The following is a 26,523-nucleotide window of genomic DNA, read 5'->3' on the forward strand; positions in this document are numbered from 1 at the left end:
TCACCGACCGAGAGCCCGCTGACACCGTCGCCGACGTCGACCACGACCCCGGAGAACTCATGGGACGGGATGACCGGAGTGCGGTCGACACCGCCGACGACCCACGTCTCGGGCCAGCTCAGTTCGTCGAACGTGATCGCCGCCGCGTCAACGCTGACCAGCACCTCACCCGCGCCCGCCGTCGGCCATGGCGCAGGTTCGTACACCAGAACTTCGGGACCACCCCGGGTGTGCGCCCGCAACGCCATCATGCTTCCCATGGGGATCGCCCTCCTTGTTTCGTTGGTCGCCTTCAGCGTGATACGTTACACCACTGTACTGTAACCTGAAGTCGACGGACCAGGAAAGGACCGCCGCACAAAACCACTCCGACCGATCCCCGTCTTCCGCTCTGCTCGCGAGTAGTTCTGGCTAGCCGCCGAGCTCATGTCGACGGATGTGTCCGGCCACGTCGATCATCTCCAGAGCCAGCCGCAGGTTCAGGCTCCTCCTGGCGGTACGCCAGTCCGGGCCGAAGAGATCGTCGACCGCCGCGAGCCGCTGGTAGAGCGTGTTCACGTGCACGTTCAGCTCTTCGGCCGTCCGCAGCATGTTCTGGCTCTGCCGCAGGAAGGTGAGCATCGTCAGGCGGATGTCGCGGGCTCGTCTGTCCGGCACCTGGTCGAGCGGGCTCAGCGCGGCATGAGCGTGGTCGAGTGTGTGGGCGTCCTGAGCAGCCGAGAGGACCAGGGACAACGGACCGAGTTCAGCAGCATGGGCGACCGCGCCCTTCATACCGAGTGCCACGAGTCCGGCGGCGGTGCGGCGGGCGGACGTCCACGTCGATCGCAATTCGGTGAGCTCGCCTTTGCAGGGTCCGGCCATCCCCACGACGAAGTCGGTATCGCGGAGCGCCCGTTGGATCGCTGTGACGACCGCGTCCCGCTCGCTCCTCGGGCACACCACCACCAGGTCGTCCCCGTCGGAGAAGGAGGTCGTCGAGGCGGGGAGTGCCGTCGCGACCCTGACGACAGGTGGAGCCAACCGCCACGCGCTGCCCGGACCGCCCGCCAGCCGGCAGTTGAGGAGGAGGTGGTCCGCGCACTTGTCGATGCCGGTCAGGACGCGCGGCTCGGGATCGTCGATGTCGCCACGGAGCGCGGCACGCAACATCGTCGCCCGGTCCAGCCATCGTTCGCCCTCGGCGGCCTGCTGAGCTGCGAGCGTGAGCGCGAGGACGGGGGTCGCTTGACGGCACGCTGTACGCCCTGGTGAAGGAGGGGACGCTGACCCACACGGCGGATACCTGCAAGCAGGACGGCCTCTACACGAAGGGCGACATGTTCATCGAGCCGAGCGGCGCCCGCCACGTGCACATCGGACGGAACCTCGGGAAGACCCCGGTGGTGCTCGATGTGCTGTACGTCGACCCGGCCGGCAAGCCCCTCGCCGACAGCGCGCCGAACCCGGGATGCCCCGGCATCACGTGACGCTCACGCTCGGAGATGCGGCAGTTGGCGGAGGGCCTTCTGGGAGCTGTTGGAGTAGGGGAACCGTTGTCCTCCTCGGCCACCAGCCACGATCTTGCGCATCTCGTCCTCGACCGTGGGCGTGATGACCCGCGGGCCGCTGTCACCGAGGACCGGTACTTGCGAAAGTAGGCGGTCAAAGCGTAGATAGCGTCGCGGAGGTGTCGGATGGGGACGGACGAGGCCCTGGCGGGCCGGGATCCGCCCGCTCGGGCCGCGGTACTGCACGAGAGCGCACACACGCGGGTGACCCGACTGTTCCTCTCTGAGCGCGCGGTCATCCGCAAGGAGCCGCTGGGGCCGGACGCGCAGCGGCGGCTGCGGCACGAGGTGGCGATCCTGGAGCGGCTGCGCGGTGTCGTCGGGGTCGCGCAGTTGGTGGACGCGCCGCAGTACCCGGGCTCGGTCGTGCTGGCGGACGCCGGCGAGACCACCCTGGCCGGGCTGGCCACGCCGGTGGCCGTCGATGAGCTGATCCGGCTGGCAGGCAAGCTGGCCCAGGCCGTGGCGGGAATGCACCGCCGTGGAGTGCTGCATCGAGACATCACTCCGGCCAACATCGTGATCTCCCGTGACGGGGCCCCATGCCTGGTGGACTTCGCGTTGGCGTCCTCGTTCGCCGAGATCCGCCCCGCGTTCACCCACCACAGCGAGATCGTCGGAACGCTCGCCTACCTCGCCCCGGAACAGACCGGGCGCACCGGCCGGTCGGTGGACCAACGCGCCGACCTCTACGCGCTGGGCGCGACGCTGTACGAGCTGGCCACGGGCGGGCCGCCGTTCGGTACCGGCGACCCGCTACGCCTCACCCACGATCACCTGGCCCGCGTGCCGGTGCCGCCGGCGCAGGTGAACCCGGCTCTACCAGGGCCGTTGTCCGAGATCGTCATGCATCTGTTGGCGAAGGAACCCGACCACCGCTACCAGACCGCGGAAGGCCTGGCCCACGACCTGGAACAGGTCCTCGACATCCGAACACGTCCGGCGGCGACTCCGGTGCACATCGGCGAGCGCGACGTTCCGCTGCGGCTGCTGCCGCCATCACGGCTGGTGGGGCGCGACCCCGAGGTGGCGGTGCTGGAGACGGCGTTCGACGAGGCGCTGACGAGCCGCTGCCAGGGAGTGCTGGTCGGCGGCGCCCCAGGAGTGGGCAAAACCGCACTGGTCGATCAGCTGCGACCGGTGGTGACGGGCAGGGACGGCTGGTTCGTGGCCGGCAAGTTCGACCAGTACCGGCGGGATCTGGAGTTCGACGCGGGTTTCCAGGCGTTCCGGGCGTTGGGCCGGCTTCTCTTGGCCGAGCCGGAGGACAAACTCAGCCAGGTCCGCGAGCGGGCCCTCACGGCGCTCGGCCCGAACGCGGGCCTGTTGAGCGCGGCGGTGCCGGAGTTCACGACGGTGCTCGGAGTGCCGCCCGACCCAGGGGATCCGCTGACAGCCCAGGCGCGGACACAACGAGCCGCCGTGCAGGGGCTGCGGGCAGTCGCATCACGGGAACGGCCGGTGGTGGTGTTTCTCGACGATCTGCAGTGGGGCGGGCGCACCTCGCTCGGCTTCGTCGATCTCGTGCTGTCCGAGGAGCCGGTCGAGGGTCTGTTGCTGGTGGGGGCCTACCGCGACACCGACGTGGATGCGGCGCATCCGCTGGCCGTGCTGATGTCCCGGTGGCGTGAGCAGGCCGGGGTGCGCTGGCTGGGACTGGACAACCTGCCAGTGTCGAGCCTGGCCACCATGGTGGGGGAGATGTTGCACGTGGACCGGGCCGCGGCGGCCGGTCTGGTCGAGGTGATCCACAACCGCACGGCTGGCAATCCGTACGAGACGGTTGAGTTGCTCAACGCGTTGCGCCGTGAGGGAGTGCTGTCACCGACGGCCGCCGGGTGGCGGTGGGACGACGCGGCCGCACGTGCTCGGCTGGGCGAGTCCGAGGTGGGCGGGCTGCTCGCGGCGCGCGTCGCGGCGCTGCCGCCGACGTCCCGCGCCGTGGTCGAGGCGATGGCGTGCCTGGGTGGACGAGCCGAGGTGAGCCTCCTGCAGACCGTCGCCGACGCACCGGCGGGCGTGGTGGACCAGCAGCTGGCGCCCGCACTCGACGAGGGCGTCCTCGTGGTGGAGCCGGGGCCGCGTGAGGCCGTGCGGTTTCGCCACGACCGCACCCGCGAGGTCATCTTGGATGGGCTGGACCCGCAGCGGCGACGCGCGCTGCAGCTGGCGATCGCCCGGCGGCTGGCCGAGGCGCCGCAGCTGTTCGCGGTGGCGGCCGAGCAGTACCTGCCGGTGATCGACAACATCGCCGACGCGGACGAGCGACAGCTCGTGGTGGCGCTGCTGCGTCGCGCCGCTGACCAAGCGGTGTTGATCGGGGAGTACGCCCTGGTGAACGCGCTGCTGACCGGTGCACTACGCCTCGTCGAGCCGGGCGAGACCGCCACGTTGATCGAGGTGCACACCGGCCGCCACGCCGCCCTCTACGGCCTGGGGCGCCTCGAGGAGGCGGACGAGGAGTACCGCACGATCGAGAGGCTGTGTCCCGACGCGATCCGACGTGCCGGCTCGACGGCCGTGCAGGTGCGCTGCCTGACTCACCGCAAACGCCCTACGGCAGCGATCGCTTTGGGCGTGGAGTCGCTGTACGAGTGCGGCATCGTCGTTCCGGCGGGGGACCGGCTCGACCAGGAGCTCGACCGCCAGTACGAGTATCTGTACCGGTGGCTGGACACCGACGCCGCCGCTGATCTGGCTCGGCCGGAGACCACCGACCCGGCGCTGCTCGCCGCGACTCGCCTGCTCGACGCAATCCTGCCGGCCGGCTACTTCGTCACCGACCACGCCATGCACGCCTGGCTGAGCCTGGAAGGGCTGCGGATCTGGATCGAGCACGGCCCGGGACAATCCCTGCTCGGCGCCGCCTCCTTCGTCGCCTTCCACGCCGTGGCGGAGCGGGGCGACAGCGTCGCCGGGTACCGCGCGGTGCAGCGGCTCCTGGCGTTGGGCGAGGCCCGCGGCTACGAGCCCGAGACCTCGCAGGCGCGCTTCGTGTTCGCCGCCCTCAGTTGCTGGTTCGAGCCGATCGAGAACAGTCTTCACGCCGCTCGGCGCGCCCGCGAGGGGCTGATCGCCGGTGGTGAGCTCGCGTATGCCGGCTACACCTACAACCCGACCGTGTACAGCCTGCTGGATTGCGCGCCGGTTCTTGATCACCTCGTCGACCAGGTGGAAGCAGGCGTCGCCTTCGCACGGCGCACCGGCAACGAACAGCTCGGCCAGGTGCTCGACAGCCACCGGTGGCTGGCCGGCGTGCTGCGCGGCGCGAGCTCGGACGCGATCGGTTCGACGGATCCCACCGATAGGTACTCCGACAACCCGCTCGCGCTATTCCACGCGCACGTCAACGGTGCGATCGCCGCCGCCATCTTCGGCCATGCGGTCGACCTGACGCGACACACCGCAGCGGCGATGCCGCTGCTCCCAGCTGCTCTGGGGCTCTACCCGACCGCCGTCGCCCACCTCCTGCACGGACTCGCCCTCGCCGAGCAGGCCCGCGCCGGCCACGGCGGCGAGCGCACCGCTCTGCTGTCCGAACTGGGCGCGTCCACACAGTGGCTGGCTGCGCGTGCCGTGGACGCGCCGGACAACTTCGTGCACCTGCTGCGGTTGCTCGAGGCCGAGCGGGCGTGGGCGGCGGGTGACTTCCGGGCCGCCGAGCTGGCGTTCGACGCTGCCCGCCGCGAGGTCGCCGGCCGTGCACGACCGTGGCACCAGGCCCTGATCGCCGAACGTGCCGCACGCTTCTACCTGGCCCGCGGCCTGGACCACGCCGGCCGTGATCTGCTCACCCAGGCCCGCCAGCTCTACGCCGACTGGGGCGCGAGCGCGAAAGTCGACCAGCTCGACTGGGCCTACCCCACCCTGCGGCCACACCCCGACGCGACGCTGGGGCAGGGCGGCGACCAGCCGGTCACCACGGGCACACTCGACCTGCTGGGCATCCTGTCCGCCTCACAGGCCCTGAGCTCCGAGACCACCATCGACCGCCTGCACGCCCGCGTCGTCGAGGTACTCAGCGAGATGACCGGCGCCACCGGCGTGCAGCTGCTGCTGTGGAACACCGAACGCAACGACTGGCTACTGCCCACACCCGACAGCAAAACCTCCCAGGTCACCGGCACTACCGAAGAGCATCTGGCGCCGCTGTCGGTGCTGCGCTACGTCCAACGCACCGGGCAACCACTGGTGGTCCCCGACGCCACCGACGACGACCGCTTCGCCCGCGACCCCTACCTCACCGACCGGGACTGCTGCTCACTGCTCGCGGTGCCGATCCTCAGCCGGGGCCGGCTACGCGCGGTGCTACTGCTGGAGAACCGGCTCATCCGCGCCGCCTTCACCACCGACCGGCTCGACGCGGTCATCCTCATCGCCGGCCAACTCGCCGTCTCCCTGGACAACACCCAGCTCTACGCCGAACTCACCACCTCCCGCGCCCGCATCGTCACCACCGCCGACAAAACCCGCCGCCGCATCGAACGCGACCTGCACGACGGCGCCCAACAAGAACTCGTCGCCCTCGCCCTGCAAGCCCGCGCCGCCCAAACACTCGTCCCCCCCGACGCGGACGAGCTGGCCGCCCAACTCCACGACCTGGCCACCCGCGCCGACAGCGCCCTGGACGAACTACGCGAACTCGCCCGCGGCATCCACCCCGCCCTCCTCGCCGAAGGCGGCCTACCCCCCGCACTCCACACCCTCGCCCGCCGCAGCCCCATCCCCGTCGAACTCGACATCCACACCAACACCCGACTACCCGAACCGATCGAGACCGCCGCCTACTACCTCGTCGCCGAAGCCCTCACCAACACCGCCAAACACGCCCACGCCACCACCATCCACGTCACCATCGACACCACCCACCACGACACCACCACCGTGCTGCGGGTGCGCATCCGCGACAACGGCCACGGCGGCGCCGACCCCACCCGCGGAACCGGCCTGCTCGGGCTCACCGACCGGGCCGAAGCACTCGGCGGCCACCTCACCATCCACACCGCGCCCGGCGAAGGCACCACCCTCCACGCCGAACTCCCACTACCCCCCACCCACCACGCGTGATGGACGAGCCACCAGGTCGTCGTGGTCGCCAGGCCATCACCAGGTGGAATTGGCCATGGTCCTGCGCTTCAACGCAGCCGGCGCAGAAGAGATCTCGCCGTCTCTGGCGTCGGCAACCGCGCGGTCATGAGGCTCCGGCCCGTTCGCGGATCTCCACCGCCGTGTCGAGCATCTGCCGAGTGCTGGTGAACCAGTCCTGCAGATTCAGATCCACGATGAGCTCGTCTGCGCCCGCCTCTGCGGCCGTGTGAATGTCGTCCATGATCTGGTCGAGAGTGCCGACGAAAGCCGACCGGTCAGGCCCTGCCGGACGGTCGGTGAAGGTGACGTTTCCCACCACCACCATCTCCATCCGGCTCGTGTCCCGGCCGTACTCAGAAGCCATTCCGCGGATACGGTCCCAGCTTGCGCGCAGTTCTGCGGCTCCGGCCGGCCCGGGGATGCTGAGTAGCGGCAGCCAGCCGTCTGCGCGCTGGGCGATGCGCTGCACGGCCTTGGAACTGGTGCCGCGGCCCAGGTTGCTGCCACCGCCGCCGAGCATCACGGGGATTTTCGAAACGGGCTTGGGCAGGACCGAGGCGTTGTCGATGACTACGCGCGGACCCCGGAAGGTCACGGGGTCGGGCCCCCACACGGCATCGAAGACGTCCAGCGTCTCGTCGAGGAAGCGGCCGCGATCCGCTCGGGTGGCGCCAGTGGCCTGGAGTTCGTCGGTGGCCCAGCCGGTGCTCATACCTGCGACGATGCGGCCGCCGCTGATCTGATCGATCGTGGCCAGCGCCTTCGCCAGCTGGATGGGTGTGTGGAGTGCAGCGATCAGAACGGCAGAACCGAGGCGCACCCTTTCGGTCGCCACCGCCGCTGCCGTGAGGACCGCCAGGGGGTCGGCGGCCTGCCGCGAGGTTTCCGGCCACGGCACGTCCGGCGGGGCATACGGTTCAACGGGCGCCTCCGGGAAGAGCAAACGTTCGTACGTCCACAAACTGGCGTATCCGGCCGCTTCGGCCGTTCTGGCTGCCTCGACCAAGTCGTGTTGCAGATCGACTCCCAATCTCTGGGGCAGACGAAGTCCGAGTTTCATTGAAGCCTCCGATGTGGTCGTGATCGTCGCGGCCGCCGTAGGAACCTGGGCCGAGCCTCCAGGCAGAGTGCCGGTTTCGACTGTTCTCGGTCCACCACCGAGTCTGAACCCTCACATTGATGTGAATGTCAACCGTTCGCTCGAGCACATGAGAATCGGAGACCTCGCTGCGCGTACCGGCGTCGGCGAACACCGAGAGCGGCGCCACGTCATGATCTGCCGAGCGTCTCACCAGCGGCGGGTCGCGCGGCGTCGATCTCGACGGGGAGCGGCCACGCACGGACCCCGCGGCGACGGGGGCCGGCTCGACCCGGGGTGAGCACCAACAGCCCCGACTGCCACGAAAAGACAAGCGTTTAGAACGGCATCTGTGGCTGGAGACCGAGCCGCAAGCGGCCGACATTCTCCCACGTGCGCTCGAACTGCAGCGTGACGTGCGTGCGGATCATGCTGAGGTCGCGAAAATAGCGCTCGATCCGCTGGCCTCGGTTCGACGCACTCGAACCGCTCGTGCGGAAGATTGCCTCGACCGCCTTCGACGCCAGCTCGACAACCTGCTGCTCGATGAGGATCAGGCGGCGGTCGTCGGCATCGCTCACCAGCGCATCGGTATCCATCGAGCGTCGCGCCAGCTCGGTCCACATGCGTGCGACCTGATGCAATGCCGCCTCGGCGGTGTCGACATAGGCCGTCGCCTCCCCCAGCAATCGCTGGAACACCGCCAACTGGCAGCGCTGCGGCGACGTCGGCCCCCACTGTCGCTTGGTCAGGATGTTTTCGCGGTACTCATCGATCGCAGCCCGTGCGATGCCGACACAGACAGCGGCCGGTTCGGAGACGAGCAGCGACGCCAGCGACCCGTAGAACGTCGGGTTCGGGTACAGGCCGCGTCCGGGGAACTGCACGATGGGCCGCAAGGGGTTCGGCGACGGCACCGTGTGATGCTCGGGAATGAAGAGATCCTCGACCACGACCCGCCGCGAGCCCGTGCCACGCATGCCCAGCGTGTCCCAGTTGTCGATGATCTCGAACTGGTCCCGGCGCATCGCGATGAACCGCGTGTCGACAACCTCGCCACCCCGCTTCATGACAACGCTCGTGCCGCCGATGAAGTGCGTTGTCACGTCACAGCCGGACGCGTAGTCCCACCAGCCACTGACCCGGTAGCCACCCTCGACCCTCAGCACCGGAACCGGCTGGGCGGAGAGCGAGCAGCGGAAGTCGCCGTCGCCGAACAGCTCGGCCTGTGCCTGCTCCGGAAAGAGGCCGGCGATGAGGTTGTGCGTGGCCATGAGCCCGAAGACCCAGCCGCTCGACGGGCACCCGCGCGACAGCTCGACCGTGACGCTCAGGAAGGTATCCAGGTCGAATTCGTAGCCGCCGAACCGCCGGGGCTGCATGACCCGGTAGAAGCCGGCGTCGAGGTAGTCCTGCAGCGTCGCGTCGGGGAGACGGCCCAGCCGCTCACACTCGGCCTGACGCTCGCGCAGCTTCCCGCGTAGCGCCGCCGCGCGCGCGATCAGCTCCTCCGGCGTCAGGTTGGGCTCCGGCGGATCGATGGCCCCAAGACCGGAATCCTGCAGCGTCATCAGGTTCTCCTCACTAATGTTCGCGGGCGATAGGCACGCGACGGCTGGTCTTGGGCACCTCGTCAATGCTGTCCGCGCCGGCGCACATTCCGGCGATCACGATCAGCAGCTTGGGTACCGACTTCGCCCCACCGGAGCGAATCCGCGGCGCCTTGATTGGCGCCTCGGAACACCTATCGTCCAAGCTCAGAGGGCACTTTCGTCGGTCACACGTCGATCAAGGGTGGAGGCCGCGCGGCGGTAGTAGATCAGCTCGGCCGGTGCGTCACACAGATCATGTTCCGCTCGGAACCCGGCGCCGGGCGGTGGGTGACGACCTCACCGAACCCTGCCTCGGCGAGCATCCGCTTCGCAGTCTGCCAACCCCAGGCGCCGCCGAGCCCGGCTCCGCCCTCGGCCAGCGAGACGGTCATGCAGTAGAGCGTGCTGGAGGAGTAGGTCCACCGAGCTTGAGGGTTGCCGATGTTGTCCTCGAGGTTGCTCGACAGCGCCAGATCCATCATGAAGAACGTGCCACCGGGCACCAGCGCATCGTGAGCCGCGAGCAGCACGGCGGCGGGCTTGGCCTGGTCGTGGATCGCGTCGAAGGCGAACACGGCGTCGAACGGTTGGTCGGGCTTGAGCTCGGCCACGTCGGCCACCTCGAACGTGACGTTCGAGAGCCCGGCTTCGCGGACCTCGGCCCGGCCCCGTTCGATCGCGTCCTCGGAGAGGTCGTATCCCACGAACGTCGACGCGGGGAACGCCGCCCCCATCACCGCAACGGCATGTCCGCTGCCACAGCCGATATCGGCCACCCGGGCTCCCGCAGTGAAGCGTTCGGACAGCCCGGCCACCAATGGCAGCCAGCGGTCCACCAGCAACTCGTCCACCGGCCGGCGACTGACCTGGTCCATCTTCTCGGCCCACTCGCGACCAAACCGCGAGTACGGCACTCCCCCGCCCGCCCGGAAAGCGTGCTCGAGCTCCGCGAGGTGCTTTCCATAGATCACGACCATTCCCGCTGTCGGAGCCATGTTTGCCGAACCGGCTCCGGTGAGAGACGCGGCGTGTTCGGGCGGGAGCATGTATTCGCGGGTATCGGGGTCATAAGCCATGATTCCGTTGGCCACGATCGAGCCGAGCCATTCCCGCACGTACCGCTCCTGCAACCCCGCACGCTCGGCCAGGACCTGCGAGGTCGTCGGACCGGCGGCCGCGGCCTCGAACAGGCCGGTGCGGTACCCCAAATCGATCATATAGGTGAGCAATCCGTTGGAGTAGATGCTGAAGATACGATCAACTACGCCGGGCATCAGGCCTTCCACCTCTTCTCACCACAACGCTTTGCCGTCTTTCCCTCCTGCTCGATCAGCTCCGCGTAGCAGCCAGCACCTCGTTGAAGGCTTCAGTCGACGACGGGTGCGTGTAGATCCCGTCACGCAAATCGCCCGCGGTCACGCCGTGACGCATTGCCAGCGTGACGAGGTTGATCAGCTCCTGCGCGTCGACGCTCAGCAGGGCGGCGCCGAGGATCAGATCGGTCTTCGCGTCGATGACGAATTTCATCAGCCCTCGGGTCTCTCCGAGGATCTTCGCCTTGGGCATCGCGACGACGTCCGCGACCGCCTTCTCTGCCACCTTCACCGCATACCCCTGCTCGCGCGCATCTCGTTCAGTGAGCCCCACCCGCGCCAATGGGGGCGTCAGGAAAAGCGCGTAGGGGATGTGTACGCGGTCGGCAGTGGATCGGGTTCCGAGGCCGGTGAGCTGGTCGGCGACGATCCTGCTGTCGTCGAGGGAGACGTAGGTGAACTGCGGTCCACCCTTGACATCGCCGACCGCGAAGATGTGGGGCTGGCTGGTGCGCAGTTGATCGTCCACCTCGACCGCACCGCCGGGCGTGGTCGCCACGCCCGCGAGGTCCAGTCGGAGGCCTTCTGTGGCGGGCTTGCGGCCGGCCGCAACCAGCACCGCATCCACAACTACCGTGCCACCAGCGTCACCCTGCCGGTAGTCGAGCTCGGCACCCTCAGCAGTCTCGGACAGCCCGATGACCTGAGCGCCGAGGACGAACCGGACTCCCGTGTCGGCCAGCACCTGTTCCGCAGCCGCCGCGACGTCGTCGTCCTCGTGGCCGAGGATGCGCGGAGCCTGGTCGAGCACCGTCACCTCGCTGCCGAACTGCGCGAACATCGAGGCGAACTCGATGCCCACGTGCCCACCGCCGAGCACGGCCAACCTCCGTGGGAGGTTGTCCCGCCCGATGAGATCGGTGCTCGTATGGACGCGGGTGCTTGCGGCGAGTCCGGGGATGGCCGGCAGGACGGGCTCAGCCCCGGTATCGATGATGATGGTGTCGCCGGTCACGGTCATGCTGTCGCAGCCAGCGCTGACCTCCACCGTTTTGGGGTCGACGAAAGCGGCCCGGCCGGTGAGGACCGTGACCGAGTCCATCGTGTCGAGGATGAAGAAGTTGATACCGCGAAGCCGAGTGGTCAGGTTTCGGGTCTTTTCGACAGCTTCGCCGTGGCCGGCGCCGGTCTCGGCGTGGTGGATCAGCGACTTGGTGGGTACGCACCCGACGTTGGGGCAGGTACCGCCATACATCTGCGCCGACCGCTCGATCACAGCGACGCGCTTGCCGCGCCGCCCCATCGCGGCGGCCAACGTCTTGCCGCCTCTGCCAAATCCGATCACTACAAGATCGAAGTGCGTGTCGTCCACGTTCGGCATCTCCTCGGGAAGCAGTTGAATGTACGTACATTTAATGTAGGACAACGTCCGTACATTTAGCCTTGAGTGTGGTGGGCGCGACAGCCCGGAGGGAACAGATCGTCACCGCAGGTGACACTTGAACTTTCGACGGCAAGCCCAGCGCACCTGCCCTGATCGGCGACCGGATCCGCCGACACCTGCGCCGCACCCGCCGTTCTGCACGCCCACCCGTCCCACCTGGTGCGATGCTTCACCCGCACCTACGGGCTCCCGCCCCACCGCTACCTCACCGGACGCCGCGTCGAGGCCGCCCGCCGCCTGCTCGACGGCGCGTTCCGTCACGTCGACCGCGGCGTTGGTGTTCGCGGAGACGTCGGGCTTGCCGATCGGTCAGAGTCGGCGGGTACCTGGCACGGCGGGTCCTGCCGCGGCCGGCGCGTGGCATCGGTCCACTGTGGACGACCCTGCCGCCGTGATGACGTAGACATGCCGCGACATCTCAAACACGCTCTCAGCCCTATTCGGACCAGGCGTTGTTCCTGACGACATCGACGAAGTCGACGCGCTTGAAGTCGGGTGAGTAGCGCGCGAGCATATCGGATGCGATCGTTCCGAGGAGGGTGTCGGGCCGGTCCTTGACCCCTTCGGCAATGGCTTTCAGGCCCTGGCGCTTGAAGTCGCGCCGAGGATGGACCGCGATGATCTCCTCGATAGCAGCCGGGTCGAGCAGGTCCAGGCCGGCGCCGTCGACGTCGATTCTCACTCCGGCCGCCAGGAGCGCGACCTCGGGCTCCATGAACCTCGGGATTCCATGCGTACTGTGCACGGCGATGGATAACCAGACGCGACGTGCAGCATCGGCGGGCACGTCGTGCGCCAGCAAGAAGTCACGGGCCGCATCAGCACCGTCCACCTCGAACCGCTGGGTCAGGTTTCGGTGCCCCTCCACCAGGCCGAGGTCATGGAACATCGCTGCGACGTAAAGAAGCTCTGGATCGGCCTTGATCCCAAGACGCTGACCGTGCAGCACCCCGAACAGATACGTTCGTCGGGAATGGTGGTACAGCACTGGCGACTCGGTGTCCTGAATAAAGGCGGTTGTCTCATTGGCCATCTGAGAGTCGGGGATGGCGACACCTGCGATGTACTCACTCATGATCTTCTCCTAACGGGCTGGTTCGACGCGCACGGGGTGCGCCAGCACCGAAGTCTGCAGATACCCCAGTTCGTTCCGGGTGGAGAACTCCGGTTGCGTGTTTCTCTTGTCGTCGGTGGCACGGACCCGGAGCGCGTGCTCGCCCGGTTCCGGGTCCCAGCGGAACTGCCAGCGCACCCACACCCCCGGTGTCGTCGGCGATTCGATTGCGGCGTCCTGCCAGGGCCCGTCGTCGATGCGGTACTCGACCCGCGCCACCCGGTTCTCGCCCGCGAACGCCCGCCCGCGGATCACCTGCGGTTCCGCCCGCAGCCGCGCGGGCCAGGGCAGCTCCACCAGACTCGCGACCGGGAGTTCGGTGATCACCGGTCCCCGCGCTGGTCCCTCCGCTGGGAAGTCCGGGCCGATCAGCACGTAGTCCACGGTGTTCCAGGGCACGTACAGGGGCTCTTCCGAGACCTCGATCCGGCCCAGCCACTTGATGCTCGCCGCGCCGAGCCATCCGGACACCACCAGCCGGGCCGGGAACCCGTGATCGGGCGGGAGCACCTCACCGTTCATGGCCAACGCGACCACGGTGTCGTCGGCCCACGCCTTGTCCAGCGGCAGTGGCCGACGGGCCCGGATCTCGTCGAGCCCTTCCGGCATGACCTCGCGCGCCTTCGGTGTGATTCCGGCCGGTTCGAGCAGGTCGCGGAGCCGAACGCCGGTCCACTCCGCGGTCCCGATCGCACCCCGGGCCCACTGCGTGCCCGCGAACGGCCGACCGACCTCCTCACCGAACAGCACCCGGCGGTTGCCTGCGCACTCGATCGTGCGGACCACCGAAACGTGTGGGAACCGGTTCCACAGATCGTCGTAGCTGTAGCTGACCGGTTCGTGCACGCCGCTGCCCTCGACCCGCAGCGTCCACGTCGCGGCATCCACCCGTGGCGTTGGTGCGTGGCTGCGGATGTAGAAGCGATCGGTCGGGGTGAGGAGGCCCGGCATCCGGTCCGGCCGCACTCCGTAGTCCAGCCCACTGCCGGTGTCCTCCATGACCTCCGCCGGCGTGGGTTTGACGACGCCGCGCCCGTCGTGGTCGATCGCAGAAGTAGCCCCAGTCGTGGTCTGGGCGCTCCTCGAAGCTGTCATAGCTCCACTGTGTGCGTAGTTGCCCAGGTCGAGCCGGCGGAATCGCTGATGGATGCATAGCCGGCGCTTATGGGTCCACTCACGTTTGGGCTATGCGGAGCGATGAGCCACGGGATTTCACCACTGTGTCGGCGACGGCGCAACGGCAGAAAGGACTCGGTCGACCAACGAAGGTCAGGCAACCGCGCTTCGCAGTGCGATGGCCAACAAGTCACCGGCCGGGCCCTGCAAGGTGTTCCCGGTCGGCCAGATCGCATGCATTCGCCGCGTGAGATCCAGACCGGGCACGGCCAGCCGCACCAGCGTTCCGGCGGCCAGTTCGGACGTGACTGTGCGCACGCTGAGCACCGCGGGACCGATCCCTCCCATCACCGCCGCCTTGATCGCCGTGGTCGAGGACACCTCGAGGATCGGAGTGGCCATGTCGGTGTCGAGCTGTTCACGTACCGCCTGTTCCCATGCCTGCCGGGTACCGGAGCCCGGTTCCCGGCTGACCAGCGGTGTTCTGACCAGCTCCGCGGCGCGCACCCGTCTCCGCCTCGCCCACTTGTGGGATGGCGCCACCACCACAGCCAGCTCGTCCCGCGCGACTTCACGAGCCTGCACACCTCCGGGCAGCTTCGGTCCCTCGACAAAACCGATCTCGGCTTCGCCGGCGAGTATCTGAGCGGCAACCTCGGCGGAATTCCCGGAACTCAGCGCGGTCATCGTGTCCGGGTCAACCGACCGCAACGCGATCAACCACGCGGGCAACAGGTACTCAGCCACGGTCAGGCTGGCTGCGACCCGCAGATGCGTGTGCCGGTCGCGCCTCAAGGCCGCGATACCCTCCTCAAGGTCGGCGGCGCGATCCACCGCCTGCTGAGCCCAACCGGCCACCAGCTCACCAACGGTCGTCAACCGCGCACCGCGTGCACCCCGCTCCAGCAGGCGAGCGCCGACCTGATGCTCCAGTTGCCGCAATCTCGCGCTCACGGCCGGCTGGGACAGCTGGTGCGCCGCTGCCGCGCGCCCGATGCTGCCCAGCTTCGCCACACTCAGCAGCAGGTCGAAGCTGGTCAGATCGCTGACTCGAGACGGAAGGGGCATCAGTGCAGTTTATGTATCGGCACCGAAAGCCCCAAGGTAACGATCAGCAGCCCCACTCCCGGACAACCGGCTTCGAGCTCGTCAGCACTCACCAGGATCAGCATCGGCTGACCGGGGACGCATTCTTCATCACGTTTGCCTGGTTCACGATGGAAGGATCCACCGCATCGGAAAATCAACGCGTCAGAATCGACCGAGAATCGAACCCCACACCCCATCGCTGTCACATGTCATCGCCCCATCTCGTCTTCATCACGCGTGCGGACGACCCGCACCGTCGAGGCAGCGAGAGGAGTGACGCGGTGACGCTGGAGATGCCGGGATCGGGGAAAGCCCCATCCAGGCGGTGGTCGTGACCGCCGAAGCGGAACTGGCGGCCGCGTACACCCGGGCCCGCCCTCGGCTGGTGCGGGTCGCCTACGCCGTGACGGGCAGCCACGCCGAGGCCGAGGACGTCGTCTCCGATTGCTGGCTACGCCTGGTCGCAGCAGACGCGCACACGCCGGTGAAGGACGTCGAGGCCTGGGGCACCGTCGTCGTAGCTCGTCGCGCGCTGGACACTCTGCGATCCGCCCGCGTTCGCAGGGAGACCTACGTCGGACCGTGGCTCCCCGAGCCGTGGGTCGATTCGCCTTCAGCAACCGATCCCGCCGACCGCGTCACTCTCGACGACCGCATCAGCTTCGCACTGCTGGTGGTGCTCGAAACGCTCAGCCCACCCGAACGAACCGCCTGGGTACTGCACGACCTGTTCGACATGGAGTTCACCGAGGTCGCTCGCGTCGTCGGGCGCTCCCCCGCCGCGGTGCGGCAACTCGCGGCTCGGGCCCGCAAGCATGTGGCCGCCGGCACGCCTCGGCTGGAGGTCGACCACGCCACCCACGAGGCAGTGGTCAACGCGTTCCGGCGCGCCTCCGTCGGAGGCGACCTGCCCACTCTGATGACGATGCTCGATCCCGACGTGACGCTGACCAGCGACGGCGGCGGACAGGTGCGATCGGCCCGCCGACCCGTGCACGGAGCGGACCGGGTCGCACGAATGATGGTCGGCGGCATCGCGAGACTTCTGAAGTCCGACCCCCCACCGTCCCCGGTGATGGTGAACGGCGCGCCCGGGCTGGCAGCGCTCAACGGCGGCACGCGCGACTTCGTGCTCTCTCTGACGCTCGAAGGCAACCGTATCTCCAGGGTCGACCTCGTCCGCGCGCCGGACAAGCTCGCCCTTTCCCGTGAAACTTCATGATTCGCCCGATTCACACGACGCTGCCGTTCTCAATGCTGGCTCACGCCCGCGAATCCGCCACCGATGATCAGAATTCCGGCACGACCTCCTCCTTTTTCTTCGGCGATGTCACTCATGAGCAGGGCTCGCCACGAGCGCCGTGGGTGCTCCTTGCGGAGGCCCTGCTTACGGCGTGTAGACGAGGCCGGACGACAGTGGTGTGACATGTCGTTCCCTGTGATGAGGTGTGTCACAGGGCCCCCTGCGCCCTGGAGATCGTGCAGCGAGAGCTGCCGCCCCCGGCCCGTCGGCCTTTCCAGACCCGGCCATGGCCGGATCCTGCAGAGCCGTGTCATTGCCGCCGTCCGGCCGCGGCGACACGCTCGAAGCGTGCTGCAGACCTTCATCGAGCTGTACCGCTACACCGAGGCGTGGACCGGGCTCACCGACGGCGAACGCAACGAGTTCACCCGGCAGATCCTCGGGTCCGCCGGCGAACTGCGGACCCTGGGCATCGAGGTCGTCGCGTACGGCGTCAACGACCCGGACACCGACCGGCGCGCGCCCTACGACTTCTTCTGCGTCTACGGCGTGCCCGATCTCCAGACCCGCCGCCTCTTCGAGAAGGCCGTCGAGGGCTCGGGCTGGTACCGCTACTTCGACCAGGTCAACCTCTCCGGCGCCGCCCTGACCCCGATCGGGTTGTTCAACGCGAACGCCCGGCTGGAGGAACCGGCCGTGCAGACGGAGGAGATCGCCCCGCAGTCGCGGTACCCGAAGAGGTCCGCCGTGTCCCACGGCCACAGCATGAGCTACGCCGAGCACGGCGAGGGCCGGGCGATCGTCCTCCTCCACGGCGACGTGATGTCGTCCTTCCTGTGGCGCAACGTGATGCCGCACCTCGAGGGCCGCGGGCGGCTCCTCGCCGTGGACCTCGTCGGGGCCGGCGACTCGGAGAAGTTGCCGGGCTCCGGCGAGGGCACCTACTCCTTCGCCGAGCACGCCCGCCACCTCGACGGCCTGCTCGAGACGCTGGACGTCGGCGACGACGTCGTCCTCGTCGGCCACGACTGGGGCGCCAACCTCGCCTTCGACTGGGCGATGCGACACCCCGGCCGGACCGCCGGGATCGCCTTCAGCGAGGCCCTGACCCCGCCCTTCGACTGGGAGGACTGGCCGGAGTCGGTGCAGCCGCTCTTCCGGTTCCTCCGCTCCCCCGAAGGCGAGCAGGCGGTGTTGCTGCACAACGCCTTCGTCGAGAGCGTTCCGCTCGCCCTCACCCGGGTGCTCGCCCCGGAGGAGCTCGCGGAGATCGCGCGCCCGTACGCAGAGCCCGGCGAGGGCCGCCGGCCCACGATCGACTGGCCACGCCAGGTGCCCTTCGGCGACGACGACACCCCCGTCCGGGCGCAGCTCGAGCAGCAGGCCGCATGGCTCGCGACCAGCCCCGTCCCGAAGCTGTTCCTGCAGGCCCACCCGGGCGGCATCGCCGCCCTCGGCGGACGTCGCGCCGCCGCGATCCGGGAGTACACGGCCCTGACGGAGGCCCGCGTCACCGGCGCCCACTGGATCCCTGAGGAGGACCCCCACGGCATCGGGCGCGCCGTCGCCCACTGGCTCGACGAGCTCCCGGCCCGGTGACGCCCGGCCGTCGCTGAGCTGGGAGTGGGCGCGATCGCCGAGCCCGGCGGGCTCGTGTCGGCGAGCGCCCTGCTCGATCTCACCGGGCAGCGCCTCGACGAGGTCGACCCGCGCTGGGTCGACCGGCTGCTGCGCGAGCACCCGCGCGACGGCTTCGGCCGGCGATGAGCAGCTATTCGCGGGCGGAGTCGCGGGCGGTCCCCGGCGGGCGCGCCCGGTGGCTCACCCGCCACGCCGCCCTCCCGCTGCTCATCCGCGCGGCACCGTTCCCCCGATAGGCGGCTGGCGAGCACCGGCGGGGGCGGTGTCGGGGCGGAAGCGGCGGCGGTACTCCCCCGGCGTGGTCCCCAGGTGGTCGCGGAAGACCCGGTGGAGCGTCTCCACGGACCGAAGGCCGCTCTCCCGCGCGATGCCCTGCGCCGTGCGGTCAGTCTGCTCGAGCAGCCGCCGCGCCAGCTCCAGCCGCAGCCTCTCGACGTAGGCAGCGGGCGTGGTCCCGGTGTCGGCGTGGAAGACCCGGGCGAAGTGCCGCGGGCTCATCGCCACCCGCTGGGCCAGCGCGGTCACCGACAGGTCCCCGGCGAGGTGCTCACCGATCCAGGCCCGGAGCCGGCGCAGGTCGTCCCGGGTGCTGGGCCGGTGCGCCAGCGGCGCGCTGAACTGACTCTGGCCACCCGGCCGCTGCAGGTACATCACCATGACCCGGGCGACCTCGAGCGCGACCTCGTGGCCGTGGTCCTCGGCGACGAGCGCCAGCGCCAGATCCATGGACGCCATCAGCCCCGCGCTCGTCCACATCTTCCCTGAGCGGACGAAGATCGGGTCCGTCAGCACTTCGACCTTCGGGTACCGCGCGAGCTCGGCGGCGGTTCCCCAGTGCGTGGTCGCCCGGTAGCCGTCGAGGAGCCCCGCGGCAGCCGTCAGGTGCGCCCCCGCGCACACCGAGGCGACCCGCCCCGCGCCCGGCCCGACCGCGCGCACCCACTCGACGGCAGCGGCGTCGGTGTGCGGCACAGGGCGGTCGGCCTCGATCTCGACGGTGCCGGGCACGAGCAGGGTGTCGATCCCCCGCCGCCACGAGGCGAAGGTCTCCTCGGCGCACAGCCGCAGCCCGGAGAAGGTCGGGACCAGCCCCTCCCGCTCACCGACGAACCGCACGTCGTACCCGCCGGTCGCGCTCCCGTCCCGGGCGAGGAGCTTCGTCGCGAGCGCGAACACCTCCGCCGGCCCCGTCACGTCGAGCGCGTCCACACCGGGGGACAGGACGACCGCCACCACGTGCGGCCCCCGAGGATCCATGGTCACAGCCTGGCTCGGGCCGGCGCCCCGGGCAACCGCCCGGATCGGCGCGTCTCCGGTCGCCGTCTGGCCAGGTCGTGCAGCCAGATGTCCGCCGGCGTGTACCCCTCCGGGAAGAGATCGGTGGGAGCCGGGCCGATCGGCACCACGGCGCGGGCGGTCAGCACGCCGTCCTCCCGGTGGGGCAGCAGGGTCCACTCGGTCTGCCGGCCTTGCGCTGTCCGGCCGGGCGGTTCATCAGCAGATACACCCCGAACCCCACGATCAGGCCGGCCACCCAGCTGTAGTCGTAGACCGGCTTGAGGACCGGGATCAGCCCGCCGGACGGGAACGGCCCACTGCCGGCCGCCGAGTAGGCCCCGCCGACCGCGACCACCGCGCCGATCACGGTGGCGACCACTGCGCGCAGGTCCCAGCCCGAGGTGAACCAGTAGCGTCCACTCTCGGAGTACAGCTCGGCGAGTTCGAGCTGGCGGCGGTTGACCACCCAGTACCCCGCGATCAGCACCCCCGCGACCGACGCCAGCACACCGCCGTAGAAACCCAGCCAGGTGAAGATGTAGGTCTTCGGGTTGGACACGAGGTGCCACGGCTGAATCACGATGCCGATCACCCCGGTGACCAGGCCCGCGGTGCGGAAGTTCAGCAGCCGGGGTAGCGCGTTGGAGAAGTCGTAGGACGGGCTCACCACGTTCGCCGCGACGTTCGCCGAGATCGTCGCCAACACCGCCATGATCAGACCGATGATCACCGCGACCGGGCTGGTGAACTTACTGGCCACCTCGACCGGATCCCAGATTGCCTGGCCGTAGAGCACGATCGTCCCGGACGTGACCACGATGGAGATCATCGAGATGAACGCCATCGTGGTGGGCAGGCCATAGAGCTGGCCAAGAGCCTGGGTGCGCTGGCTGCCCCCGAAGCGGGTGAAGTCGGGCATGTTCAGCGACAGCGTGGCCCAGAACGCGATCATGCCCATGAGCGAGGGGGCGAAGACCGTCCAGAAGCCCGGACCCCAGCCGAGCTTGGACGGTTCGGCGAAGATCGGGCCGAATCCGCCGACCTTCACCACGACCCAGATCATCAACCCTAGGAAGCCCACCGACACCAGCGGTGCGGCCCAGTTCTCGAAGCGGCGCAGGGCATCGATTCCCCGCCAGATCAAGGCCATCTGCACGACCCAGAACACGGCGAAGGACAACCACATCGTCCACGGCTGACCACCGAACCCGGCGGCGTGCAACCAGGAATCCCCGGCCAGTGCGCCGACGATCACGAAGATCGCCTGACCGCCGACCCAGGTCTGGATCCCGAACCAGCCGCAGGCGATGAACGCCCGCAACAGGGCCGGCAGGTTCGCGCCCCGCACCCCGTAGAACGCCCGGGCGAACACCGGGAACGGGATACCGTACTTCGTGCCCGCGTGGCTGTTCAGCAGCATCGGGACCAGCACGATGAGGTTGGCCAGCGTGATCGTTCCGAAGGCCTGCAACCAGTCCATCCCCAGCGCGACCAACCCGGAGGCCAGCAGGTAGCTGGGGATGTTGTGCGCCATACCCATCCACAGCGCGGCGTAGTTGTAGGTCGTCCAGGTCCGCTTGGACAGCTCGGTGGGCAGTAGCTCGGAGTTCGCGTAACGGCCTCCGGCCAGCGCGGCCCGGTCGGCGAGGTCAACCCGTCCATCCGGATTGACGGCCTGCGATCCGGACACATCGGGCATAGCCATAGGGCTCCTTGTCTCGCAGGCTCGCCAAGCCGCTGGTTCCTCAGAGCACGCCGCAGCTCCTTCCAGGCAGCGTTGCCATTCCGGTGGCAGAGCGCCATAACCCGCGAGAAGCATCCGACACCGCAGGGTGCGTACACACCGCTCAAGCCAGTTGACGTTCCACGGCGGTGGCGGCACCGGCACACAACGCTCTTGCCAAGGAATTTACGCGCCCACCACGCCTCTCAACTAGCCACCGAGGTGATCTCAGCAGGTTGTTGCCAGAATCAAGGAATTTGTCTCCATAGCCGGATTATGCGGTTTCGGTGCACCGCCGAGATCCTCGCCGAAGAGTTGCTTACCCGGGGCACGACTCGTGACCTTGATACAAACTGGATCCCGATAGCCAGCATTTCCGCTATGCCGAGAAGAGGGACCGCAAGCCAACCTACCCAGCACTCGGCGCCGTCGAAAGCACGCGGGCGGAGCTCCACCATGCCTGGAGGGCGACCGATAGTGAGGGCTGCGGTGGACTGGGCCCCGTGAGGCCGAACCGACCCCTTTATGACGTGCTTCGGGAGATGTGGTCGAACTGTCTGCCTGCAGGCCACCTCAGCGCAGGGCGAGGCCCTCCTCCTCCGCCTCGGCGAGGACGTCGTGGTCGTAGAGCCATTGGAGGAAGCGCTCGGACTCGGCCATCCCGGCGTCACGCTCGTCGAGGTCGTCGAACTCGGAGTCGAAGCGGCGGCCCTGCCCACGCGCGCCGGCCTGGATCGCGTCGGTGCGCGCCTTGCGGATGCGTTCGTAGGCGAGCAGCGCCCGCTGGGGCTCCTCCGGGCTCGCGGCGAGCAGCGTCGCGAGCGCCATGCCGTCCTCGATCGACTGGTTCGCGCCCTGCCCCAGGTGCGGGAGCATCGGGTGCGCGGCGTCGCCGAGCAGCGTGAGGTGCCCGGCCGTCCACCGGGCGAGCGGCTCACGGTCGTGCAGCGCGGAGCGAAACGTGTACTCGACGTGCTCGAGGAGCTGCCCGACCGGTGCGTCCCAGCCGGCGAACTCGGCGGCGAGTTCCTTCGGGTCGCCGGGTGCCGACCACGACTCGCGCATGACCTCGTCCGCGGGTACGAAGCCGACGAAGTTCAGGAGCGTGTCGCCGCGCACGGGATAGACGATGATGTGCCGGCCTTCCCCCATCCACAGCAATCTCGCCTCGACGGGCCAGCCGGGCAGGACGCTGCGCGGGACGAGCCCGCGGTAGGCGACCGAGCCCGAGCGGACGGGCGTGGAGGGCTCCACGACGTGCCCCTGCAGGACGGAGTGGATGCCGTCGGCACCGACGACGACGTCGGCGTCCGCCGTCGTGCCGTTCGTGAAGCGCAGCCGCCCACCGCCGTCGGTCTCCTCGTAGCCCACGCAGCGGTGCCCGGTCGCGACCGTGCCTGCGGGCAGCGCGCCGGCGAGGATCTCGATGAGGTCGGCACGGTGCATGCCGTAGACGCGGACCGTGCCGCTCGAGTCCAAGCTCAGGCGACCGGGGATCGGAGTGCCGTCGTCGCGGAAGTACGCGGAGTTGGGACCGACGAGCGCGCCCGCCTCCTCGACCCGGCCGAGCAGCCCCACCCGGTCGAGCAGGCGGAGGCTGTTCGGAGTCACGAAGAGCCCCGCACCGATCTCGCTGAGCGCGGCGGCCTGCTCGTAGACCGTCGCCTCCATCCTGCGCTCCCGCAGCGCGATCGCGGCGAACAGGCCGCCGATCCCTCCGCCCACGACTGCCACCCGCAGCGTGCTCATGCAAGAAAGGGTAGGTGCCGGTCGTGGAAGGTCGGGGTCTCGACGGCGTGCCTGAGGGAGTGAGGTGGGCCACCGCGTGAGCCTCTGCAGGAACCCGCCAAGGAACCCGTAGAGAGGTACCACGCCATTGGTCCTGGACCAGGCTGCACTGCTCGAGTCGAGGGGCTACGCGGGCCCGTGGTCGCGGCTTGCGGCCGATCATCGACGGACGCAAGACGTCGAAGCAGCGAGTCAGGCGGTGAGGGACACCCCGCAGCCCCGGCCATGCAGTTGCTGGCCAGCTACCTGAATCGGCTGTTCGAGGTCGCCGACGACCTCAGCAGCCATCAGCGGCGGGACGCCGGTCGGGCCGCGGTCGATCTGCTCCCGATGACGCTGCGGGACGTCACGCCCTCCGTACCCGGCGCGGACGGCTCCGGGCGTGTTGCTCGACGTGATGCGGACGCACGTTCGCAAACACCTGGCCGACCCAGAGCTGCGGGTCGAGGAGCTGGCGCGGCGGCACCATGTGTCGGTCCGTCAGACGTACAGCCTGTCCGAACGGATCGGGACCACGCCCGGTGCGTACCTGCGCGAGCAGCGGCTACTCGCGGCCCGGACGATGCTGTCCGACCCGAGGTACGACCGTCGCCCGGTATCGAGCATCGCGGCTGCCGTCCGGTTCCGCGACCTCAATGCGTTCGAACGGGCGTTCCGGCGGCAGTACGGGACGACGCCGGCCGGTTGGCGGCGTGAGCACCTCCAGCACTCTGGACCGCTCCTGTGACCCTGTTGCAGAAAACTCATGGTGCCGAGCAGGAATCGCTGTACACGCTGAATGCCCTCGTTGGTCGAATGTGTGCACAGCCAATGAGGGATAAGCAGACGCGATCCGGGCTGGGGAGCCCCGAGTCGCTCGTCGCTTGATCCCTGGCCCGGGGGGATCGGGCCGGGCCGCGGCCGCGGCCCGGCCCCCGCCCGCCACGGCGGTGGCACCCGTTCTCCACGAGCTCGCTCATAGCGAGACAGCCGCACACGGCGTTCCAGACCGGCGCCAGCGCGGAGCGCACCAGCAGCCCACCTCTCGCGCACCCACGTCAGCGGGTCCGTGCCGGTGGTGGTCCACGCGGCGGCGATCAGGTGCCGGTGGGCGACTGCGACCACATGCTCCACGAGCACGAGGGCTGCGGCTGGGATCGGCCCGGCAACCTCATCAACGCGCGGTGCCGAGTGCCCGGCTGCCCGTGCCCGGCGCACTGACTTACCCTCCAGTCGCCGCGGTCGCTGTCGGTTCGCCGCCGGCCGTAGCCGCCAGGTTCCCGGCCGGCGTCCTCGACCAAGCCGGCCGCCCGCAGCTCCGCCAGCGTGGCGTAGACGTTGCTCGGCTGACTGCCAACGGGCGCGGCCAGCCCGGCGCCGCAGCTCGGGCCGTCCGCCAGTGCACGGACTTGCACCGGGCGGGTCTGCAGGTCGCCATGATCACTGGTGACAACAGTCGGACCGCCCAGGCGATCGCGCAGCAGCGAGGGTATCGACACGGCGCCGGCCGAGGTGTTGCCCGCGGACAAAACAGTCCGAGGTGGCGCGGTTGCAGGCCACTGGGCAGGTCGTGCCGATGGTGGGGATGGAGTCAATGACGCCCCCGCCCTGGTGGCTGCCGATCTGGGCATCGCGCTGGGCATCGACACAGATGTGGCCATAGAGTCCTCGGACCTGACGCTGATCCGCGGGGACGTGGCGGGAGTGCCAACCGCCATGCGGTGATCGCCGGCGCGTGAGTCAGGTGCGCCGCGACGCCCAGCACCGGGCGCGGCGGTCCGCATCAGCCAGGCAGTTATCCGGTCGACGTCGCGGCCGCCTCCGCGGAGGGTGGAGGCGTGGCGATCTGGCCTGGGTTGGAGCCGGTCCGGGCGGGTGGAGCAGTCACACGCGTCACGGGCGGCGCGACCTCTGGTGACGACCGCGCCGGACCCGTACAGACGGGCCCGGCGCATCGACGTCATTGCTGACCTTGCGGGGCTGAGCGTCAGAAGAGGATCACACCCCGGACGTTCACCCCGTTGATCAGGTCCTCGTAGCCCTTGTTGACATCGTCGATCCTGTAGGTGTTGGTGATCAGCTCGTCGAGCTTGAGCTGCCCGGCCTGGTACATGTCCACCAGCCGCGGGATGTCCGTGAACGGGTCGCCGGAGCCGAAGAGCGAGCCCTGGATCCGCTTCTCGAAGAGCGTGAGCAGCGCGCCCGGGATCTCGATGGTGTTCTTGGTCGGGTCCGCCAGGCCGGTGACGACGACCGTGCCGCCCTTGCGGATGGCGTGGAAGGCGTTGGTGGTGACCTCGGTGTCCACCACGCCGACGGTGACGATCGCCTTGTCGGCACCGACCCCGCGCGTGAGCTCCTGGATCAACGCCTGTGCGCGCTCCGCAGTGGCACAGGAGTGCGTGGCCCCGAGGCGTTCGGCCATCTCCCGCTTGTTGGCCAGCGGGTCGATGGCGACCACGTTGGTGGCACCGGCGAGCGCAGCGCCCTGCACCGCGTTGATGCCTATACCGCCCACGCCGTAGATCGCGATCGTGTCGCCCGGCTGCGTCTCGGCCGCGTGCACCGCTGAGCCGAAACCGGTCGGCACTCCGCAGCCGATGAGCGCGGCCTTGTCGAGCGGGACGTCGTCGGCGACCTTGACGCAGGAACTCTGCGAGATCACGCCGCGCTCGGAGAACGTGCCGAGCATGCAGAACCCGCCGAGGTCCTCACCGGAGTCGGAGTGAAGGCGGAAGGTGCCGTCGAGCATGGTGCCGTTCACGGCGCCGGCGCCCGTGTCGCACAGGTTGGTCATCCCGGCAACGCAGAAGCGGCATGTGCCGCAGACCGGCAGGAACGTGCAGATGACGTGGTCGCCAGGCTTGAGGCGGGTGACGCCCTCGCCGACCTCCTCGATGATCCCCGAACCTTCGTGACCACCGACGATCGGGAAACGCGGCACCAGGTCTCCGTTGCGCAGGTGTTCATCCGAGTGGCAGAGCCCCGCTGCGACGTACTTGATGAGCACCTCGCCGGCCTTGGGCGGATCGAGGTTGAGCTCCTCGATCTCGAACGGTCGGTTGAGCCCGCGCAGTACCGCGGCCTTGGTCTTCATCGGCCCCCTCCGAACCTCAACAACCGAGATTGTTCGATCACGAGTCCAGGCCGCGGTGGACAATCAGGCTCGCACTCTTCAGCCCCGTCCAGGCCAGGCCCGCTCAGATTGGTCGGCCGGCTGTGGGCCGGCGGCCAGCCATTCAGACAACGTTGTCGCGGCTCAGTGTTCTTGCGCGCCTGGACGAGCTGCGCGTCAAGGACGGCCGCGAACAGTCGCTCGCCCAGTGCCTCAGCGGTCTGTGCTGTCTCCGCGGTGGTGCTATCCGTCATCGGTGCCTCCAGATGTCGTGGCTGTGGCGCGCAATGCAACTTGCTGTAGTCCCGACCCGTCGCGACCTCGAAGCTCACCCGGTCGTCCACTCATTGTTCCGCCGCTAATCGGCGGGCC

Annotated in this window: 20 protein-coding genes and 1 pseudogene; 7 read left to right on the forward strand and 14 right to left on the reverse strand. The window is 69.0% G+C overall.

Annotated elements, in window-relative coordinates:
* Nucleotides 1-260: alcohol dehydrogenase catalytic domain-containing protein (locus ABD743_RS06245; RefSeq protein ID WP_344719739.1), on the reverse strand; the 260-nt coding region annotated here is incomplete at its 3' end.
* 151 nt (nt 261-411) lie between these two features.
* Nucleotides 412-1,152 carry a PucR family transcriptional regulator gene (locus tag ABD743_RS06250; RefSeq protein WP_344719741.1) on the reverse strand — a complete coding sequence of 247 codons (741 nt, stop codon included), beginning with the start codon at nt 1,150-1,152 and terminating at the stop codon, nt 412-414.
* Between the two features lie 98 nt (nt 1,153-1,250).
* Here ABD743_RS06250 and ABD743_RS06255 point away from each other — a divergent pair, with 98 nt between their 5' ends.
* Both ABD743_RS06255 and ABD743_RS06260 read left to right on the forward strand, forming a co-directional pair.
* Nucleotides 1,251-1,469, forward strand: a complete 219-nt coding sequence (locus tag ABD743_RS06255) for a cupin domain-containing protein (RefSeq protein WP_344719743.1) — start codon at nt 1,251-1,253, stop codon at nt 1,467-1,469.
* Between the two features lie 207 nt (nt 1,470-1,676).
* The gene (locus tag ABD743_RS06260) at nt 1,677-6,617 is read left to right on the forward strand and encodes an AAA family ATPase (protein ID WP_344719745.1); all 4,941 of its coding nucleotides are present in this window, start codon (nt 1,677-1,679) and stop codon (nt 6,615-6,617) included.
* A gap of 124 nt (nt 6,618-6,741) precedes the next feature.
* On the opposite strand, the gene ABD743_RS06265 is transcribed toward ABD743_RS06260, so the two are convergent.
* The 4 genes from ABD743_RS06265 to ABD743_RS06280 all read right to left on the reverse strand — a co-directional run bounded on the left by ABD743_RS06265 (nt 6,742) and on the right by ABD743_RS06280 (nt 11,993).
* The gene (locus tag ABD743_RS06265; protein WP_344719747.1) at nt 6,742-7,698 is read right to left on the reverse strand and encodes a TIGR03619 family F420-dependent LLM class oxidoreductase; all 957 of its coding nucleotides are present in this window, start codon (nt 7,696-7,698) and stop codon (nt 6,742-6,744) included.
* A gap of 356 nt (nt 7,699-8,054) precedes the next feature.
* Nucleotides 8,055-9,287 (reverse strand): acyl-CoA dehydrogenase family protein, encoded by a 1,233-nt coding sequence (locus tag ABD743_RS06270; RefSeq protein ID WP_344719749.1) that lies wholly within the window; start codon nt 9,285-9,287, stop codon nt 8,055-8,057.
* 248 nt (nt 9,288-9,535) lie between these two features.
* Nucleotides 9,536-10,525 (reverse strand): class I SAM-dependent methyltransferase, encoded by a 990-nt coding sequence (locus ABD743_RS06275; protein WP_344719751.1) that lies wholly within the window; start codon nt 10,523-10,525, stop codon nt 9,536-9,538.
* Nucleotides 10,526-10,637: 112 nt separating this feature from the next.
* Entirely contained in the window at nt 10,638-11,993 is a 1,356-nt protein-coding gene (locus tag ABD743_RS06280) for an FAD-dependent oxidoreductase (RefSeq protein ID WP_344719752.1), read from the reverse strand.
* 195 nt (nt 11,994-12,188) lie between these two features.
* On the opposite strand from ABD743_RS06280, the pseudogene ABD743_RS06285 reads away from it, so the two are divergent.
* Nucleotides 12,189-12,317 (forward strand): annotated as a pseudogene (locus ABD743_RS06285) (helix-turn-helix domain-containing protein); the annotation flags it as partial.
* 184 nt (nt 12,318-12,501) lie between these two features.
* Here the strand turns inward: ABD743_RS06285 and ABD743_RS06290 are convergent.
* The 3 genes from ABD743_RS06290 to ABD743_RS06300 all read right to left on the reverse strand — a co-directional run bounded on the left by ABD743_RS06290 (nt 12,502) and on the right by ABD743_RS06300 (nt 15,363).
* The gene (locus ABD743_RS06290; protein ID WP_344719753.1) at nt 12,502-13,140 is read right to left on the reverse strand and encodes an HD domain-containing protein; all 639 of its coding nucleotides are present in this window, start codon (nt 13,138-13,140) and stop codon (nt 12,502-12,504) included.
* Nucleotides 13,141-13,149: 9 nt separating this feature from the next.
* Nucleotides 13,150-14,274, reverse strand: a complete 1,125-nt coding sequence (locus ABD743_RS06295) for a sulfite oxidase (protein ID WP_344719755.1) — start codon at nt 14,272-14,274, stop codon at nt 13,150-13,152.
* 174 nt (nt 14,275-14,448) lie between these two features.
* Nucleotides 14,449-15,363: a LysR family transcriptional regulator gene (locus ABD743_RS06300; protein ID WP_344719757.1), complete on the reverse strand. Its 915-nt coding sequence runs from the start codon at nt 15,361-15,363 to the stop codon at nt 14,449-14,451.
* 352 nt (nt 15,364-15,715) lie between these two features.
* On the opposite strand from ABD743_RS06300, the gene sigJ reads away from it, so the two are divergent.
* The 3 genes from sigJ (at nt 15,716) to ABD743_RS06315 (ending at nt 18,394) form a co-directional block, all read left to right on the forward strand.
* Nucleotides 15,716-16,606 carry an RNA polymerase sigma factor SigJ gene (gene sigJ, locus ABD743_RS06305; protein ID WP_344719759.1) on the forward strand — a complete coding sequence of 297 codons (891 nt, stop codon included), beginning with the start codon at nt 15,716-15,718 and terminating at the stop codon, nt 16,604-16,606.
* A gap of 369 nt (nt 16,607-16,975) precedes the next feature.
* Complete coding sequence (locus ABD743_RS06310; protein ID WP_344719761.1) at nt 16,976-18,226, forward strand: haloalkane dehalogenase; 1,251 nt, start codon at nt 16,976-16,978, stop codon at nt 18,224-18,226.
* A gap of 24 nt (nt 18,227-18,250) precedes the next feature.
* A complete protein-coding gene (locus ABD743_RS06315; protein WP_344719763.1) occupies nt 18,251-18,394 on the forward strand; it encodes a hypothetical protein in 144 nt (47 codons plus the stop codon).
* Nucleotides 18,395-18,475: 81 nt separating this feature from the next.
* Here ABD743_RS06315 and ABD743_RS06320 read toward each other — a convergent pair whose 3' ends face one another.
* The 4 genes from ABD743_RS06320 to ABD743_RS06335 form a co-directional block, all read right to left on the reverse strand.
* Nucleotides 18,476-19,525: a GlxA family transcriptional regulator gene (locus tag ABD743_RS06320; RefSeq protein ID WP_344719765.1), complete on the reverse strand. Its 1,050-nt coding sequence runs from the start codon at nt 19,523-19,525 to the stop codon at nt 18,476-18,478.
* Nucleotides 19,526-19,527: 2 nt separating this feature from the next.
* Nucleotides 19,528-19,692 (reverse strand): hypothetical protein, encoded by a 165-nt coding sequence (locus ABD743_RS06325; RefSeq protein ID WP_344719767.1) that lies wholly within the window; start codon nt 19,690-19,692, stop codon nt 19,528-19,530.
* A complete protein-coding gene (locus ABD743_RS06330) occupies nt 19,686-21,251 on the reverse strand; it encodes an NCS1 family nucleobase:cation symporter-1 (RefSeq protein WP_344719769.1) in 1,566 nt (521 codons plus the stop codon). The genes ABD743_RS06325 and ABD743_RS06330 overlap by 7 nt, the downstream gene beginning before the upstream one ends.
* A gap of 591 nt (nt 21,252-21,842) precedes the next feature.
* Entirely contained in the window at nt 21,843-23,018 is a 1,176-nt protein-coding gene (locus ABD743_RS06335; RefSeq protein ID WP_344719771.1) for an FAD-dependent monooxygenase, read from the reverse strand.
* A gap of 421 nt (nt 23,019-23,439) precedes the next feature.
* On the opposite strand from ABD743_RS06335, the gene ABD743_RS06340 reads away from it, so the two are divergent.
* Nucleotides 23,440-23,784 (forward strand): helix-turn-helix domain-containing protein, encoded by a 345-nt coding sequence (locus ABD743_RS06340; protein ID WP_344719772.1) that lies wholly within the window; start codon nt 23,440-23,442, stop codon nt 23,782-23,784.
* Between the two features lie 1,239 nt (nt 23,785-25,023).
* Here ABD743_RS06340 and ABD743_RS06345 read toward each other — a convergent pair.
* Nucleotides 25,024-26,133, reverse strand: a complete 1,110-nt coding sequence (locus ABD743_RS06345) for an NDMA-dependent alcohol dehydrogenase (RefSeq protein ID WP_344719773.1) — start codon at nt 26,131-26,133, stop codon at nt 25,024-25,026.
* Nucleotides 26,134-26,523: the final 390 nt, after the last annotated feature.

The organism is Pseudonocardia yunnanensis (genome assembly GCF_039534065.1).
Lineage (GTDB): Bacteria > Actinomycetota > Actinomycetes > Mycobacteriales > Pseudonocardiaceae > Pseudonocardia > Pseudonocardia yunnanensis.

What these genes read in the sequence shown, in the direction of transcription:
- ABD743_RS06250 (WP_344719741.1), bottom strand. Translation starts at nt 1,152, where the DNA reads ATGTTGCGTGCCGCGCTCCGTGGCGACATCGACGATCCCGAGCCGCGC.
- ABD743_RS06260 (WP_344719745.1), top strand. Translation starts at nt 1,677, where the DNA reads ATGGGGACGGACGAGGCCCTGGCGGGCCGGGATCCGCCCGCTCGGGCC.
- ABD743_RS06265 (WP_344719747.1), bottom strand. Translation starts at nt 7,698, where the DNA reads ATGAAACTCGGACTTCGTCTGCCCCAGAGATTGGGAGTCGATCTGCAA.
- ABD743_RS06270 (WP_344719749.1), bottom strand. Translation starts at nt 9,287, where the DNA reads ATGACGCTGCAGGATTCCGGTCTTGGGGCCATCGATCCGCCGGAGCCC.
- ABD743_RS06275 (WP_344719751.1), bottom strand. Translation starts at nt 10,525, where the DNA reads ATGATCGATTTGGGGTACCGCACCGGCCTGTTCGAGGCCGCGGCCGCC.
- ABD743_RS06290 (WP_344719753.1), bottom strand. Translation starts at nt 13,140, where the DNA reads ATGAGTGAGTACATCGCAGGTGTCGCCATCCCCGACTCTCAGATGGCC.
- ABD743_RS06295 (WP_344719755.1), bottom strand. Translation starts at nt 14,274, where the DNA reads ATGACAGCTTCGAGGAGCGCCCAGACCACGACTGGGGCTACTTCTGCG.
- ABD743_RS06300 (WP_344719757.1), bottom strand. Translation starts at nt 15,363, where the DNA reads ATGCCCCTTCCGTCTCGAGTCAGCGATCTGACCAGCTTCGACCTGCTG.
- ABD743_RS06320 (WP_344719765.1), bottom strand. Translation starts at nt 19,525, where the DNA reads ATGGATCCTCGGGGGCCGCACGTGGTGGCGGTCGTCCTGTCCCCCGGT.
- ABD743_RS06330 (WP_344719769.1), bottom strand. Translation starts at nt 21,251, where the DNA reads ATGGCTATGCCCGATGTGTCCGGATCGCAGGCCGTCAATCCGGATGGA.
- ABD743_RS06335 (WP_344719771.1), bottom strand. Translation starts at nt 23,018, where the DNA reads ATGAGCACGCTGCGGGTGGCAGTCGTGGGCGGAGGGATCGGCGGCCTG.
- ABD743_RS06345 (WP_344719773.1), bottom strand. Translation starts at nt 26,133, where the DNA reads ATGAAGACCAAGGCCGCGGTACTGCGCGGGCTCAACCGACCGTTCGAG.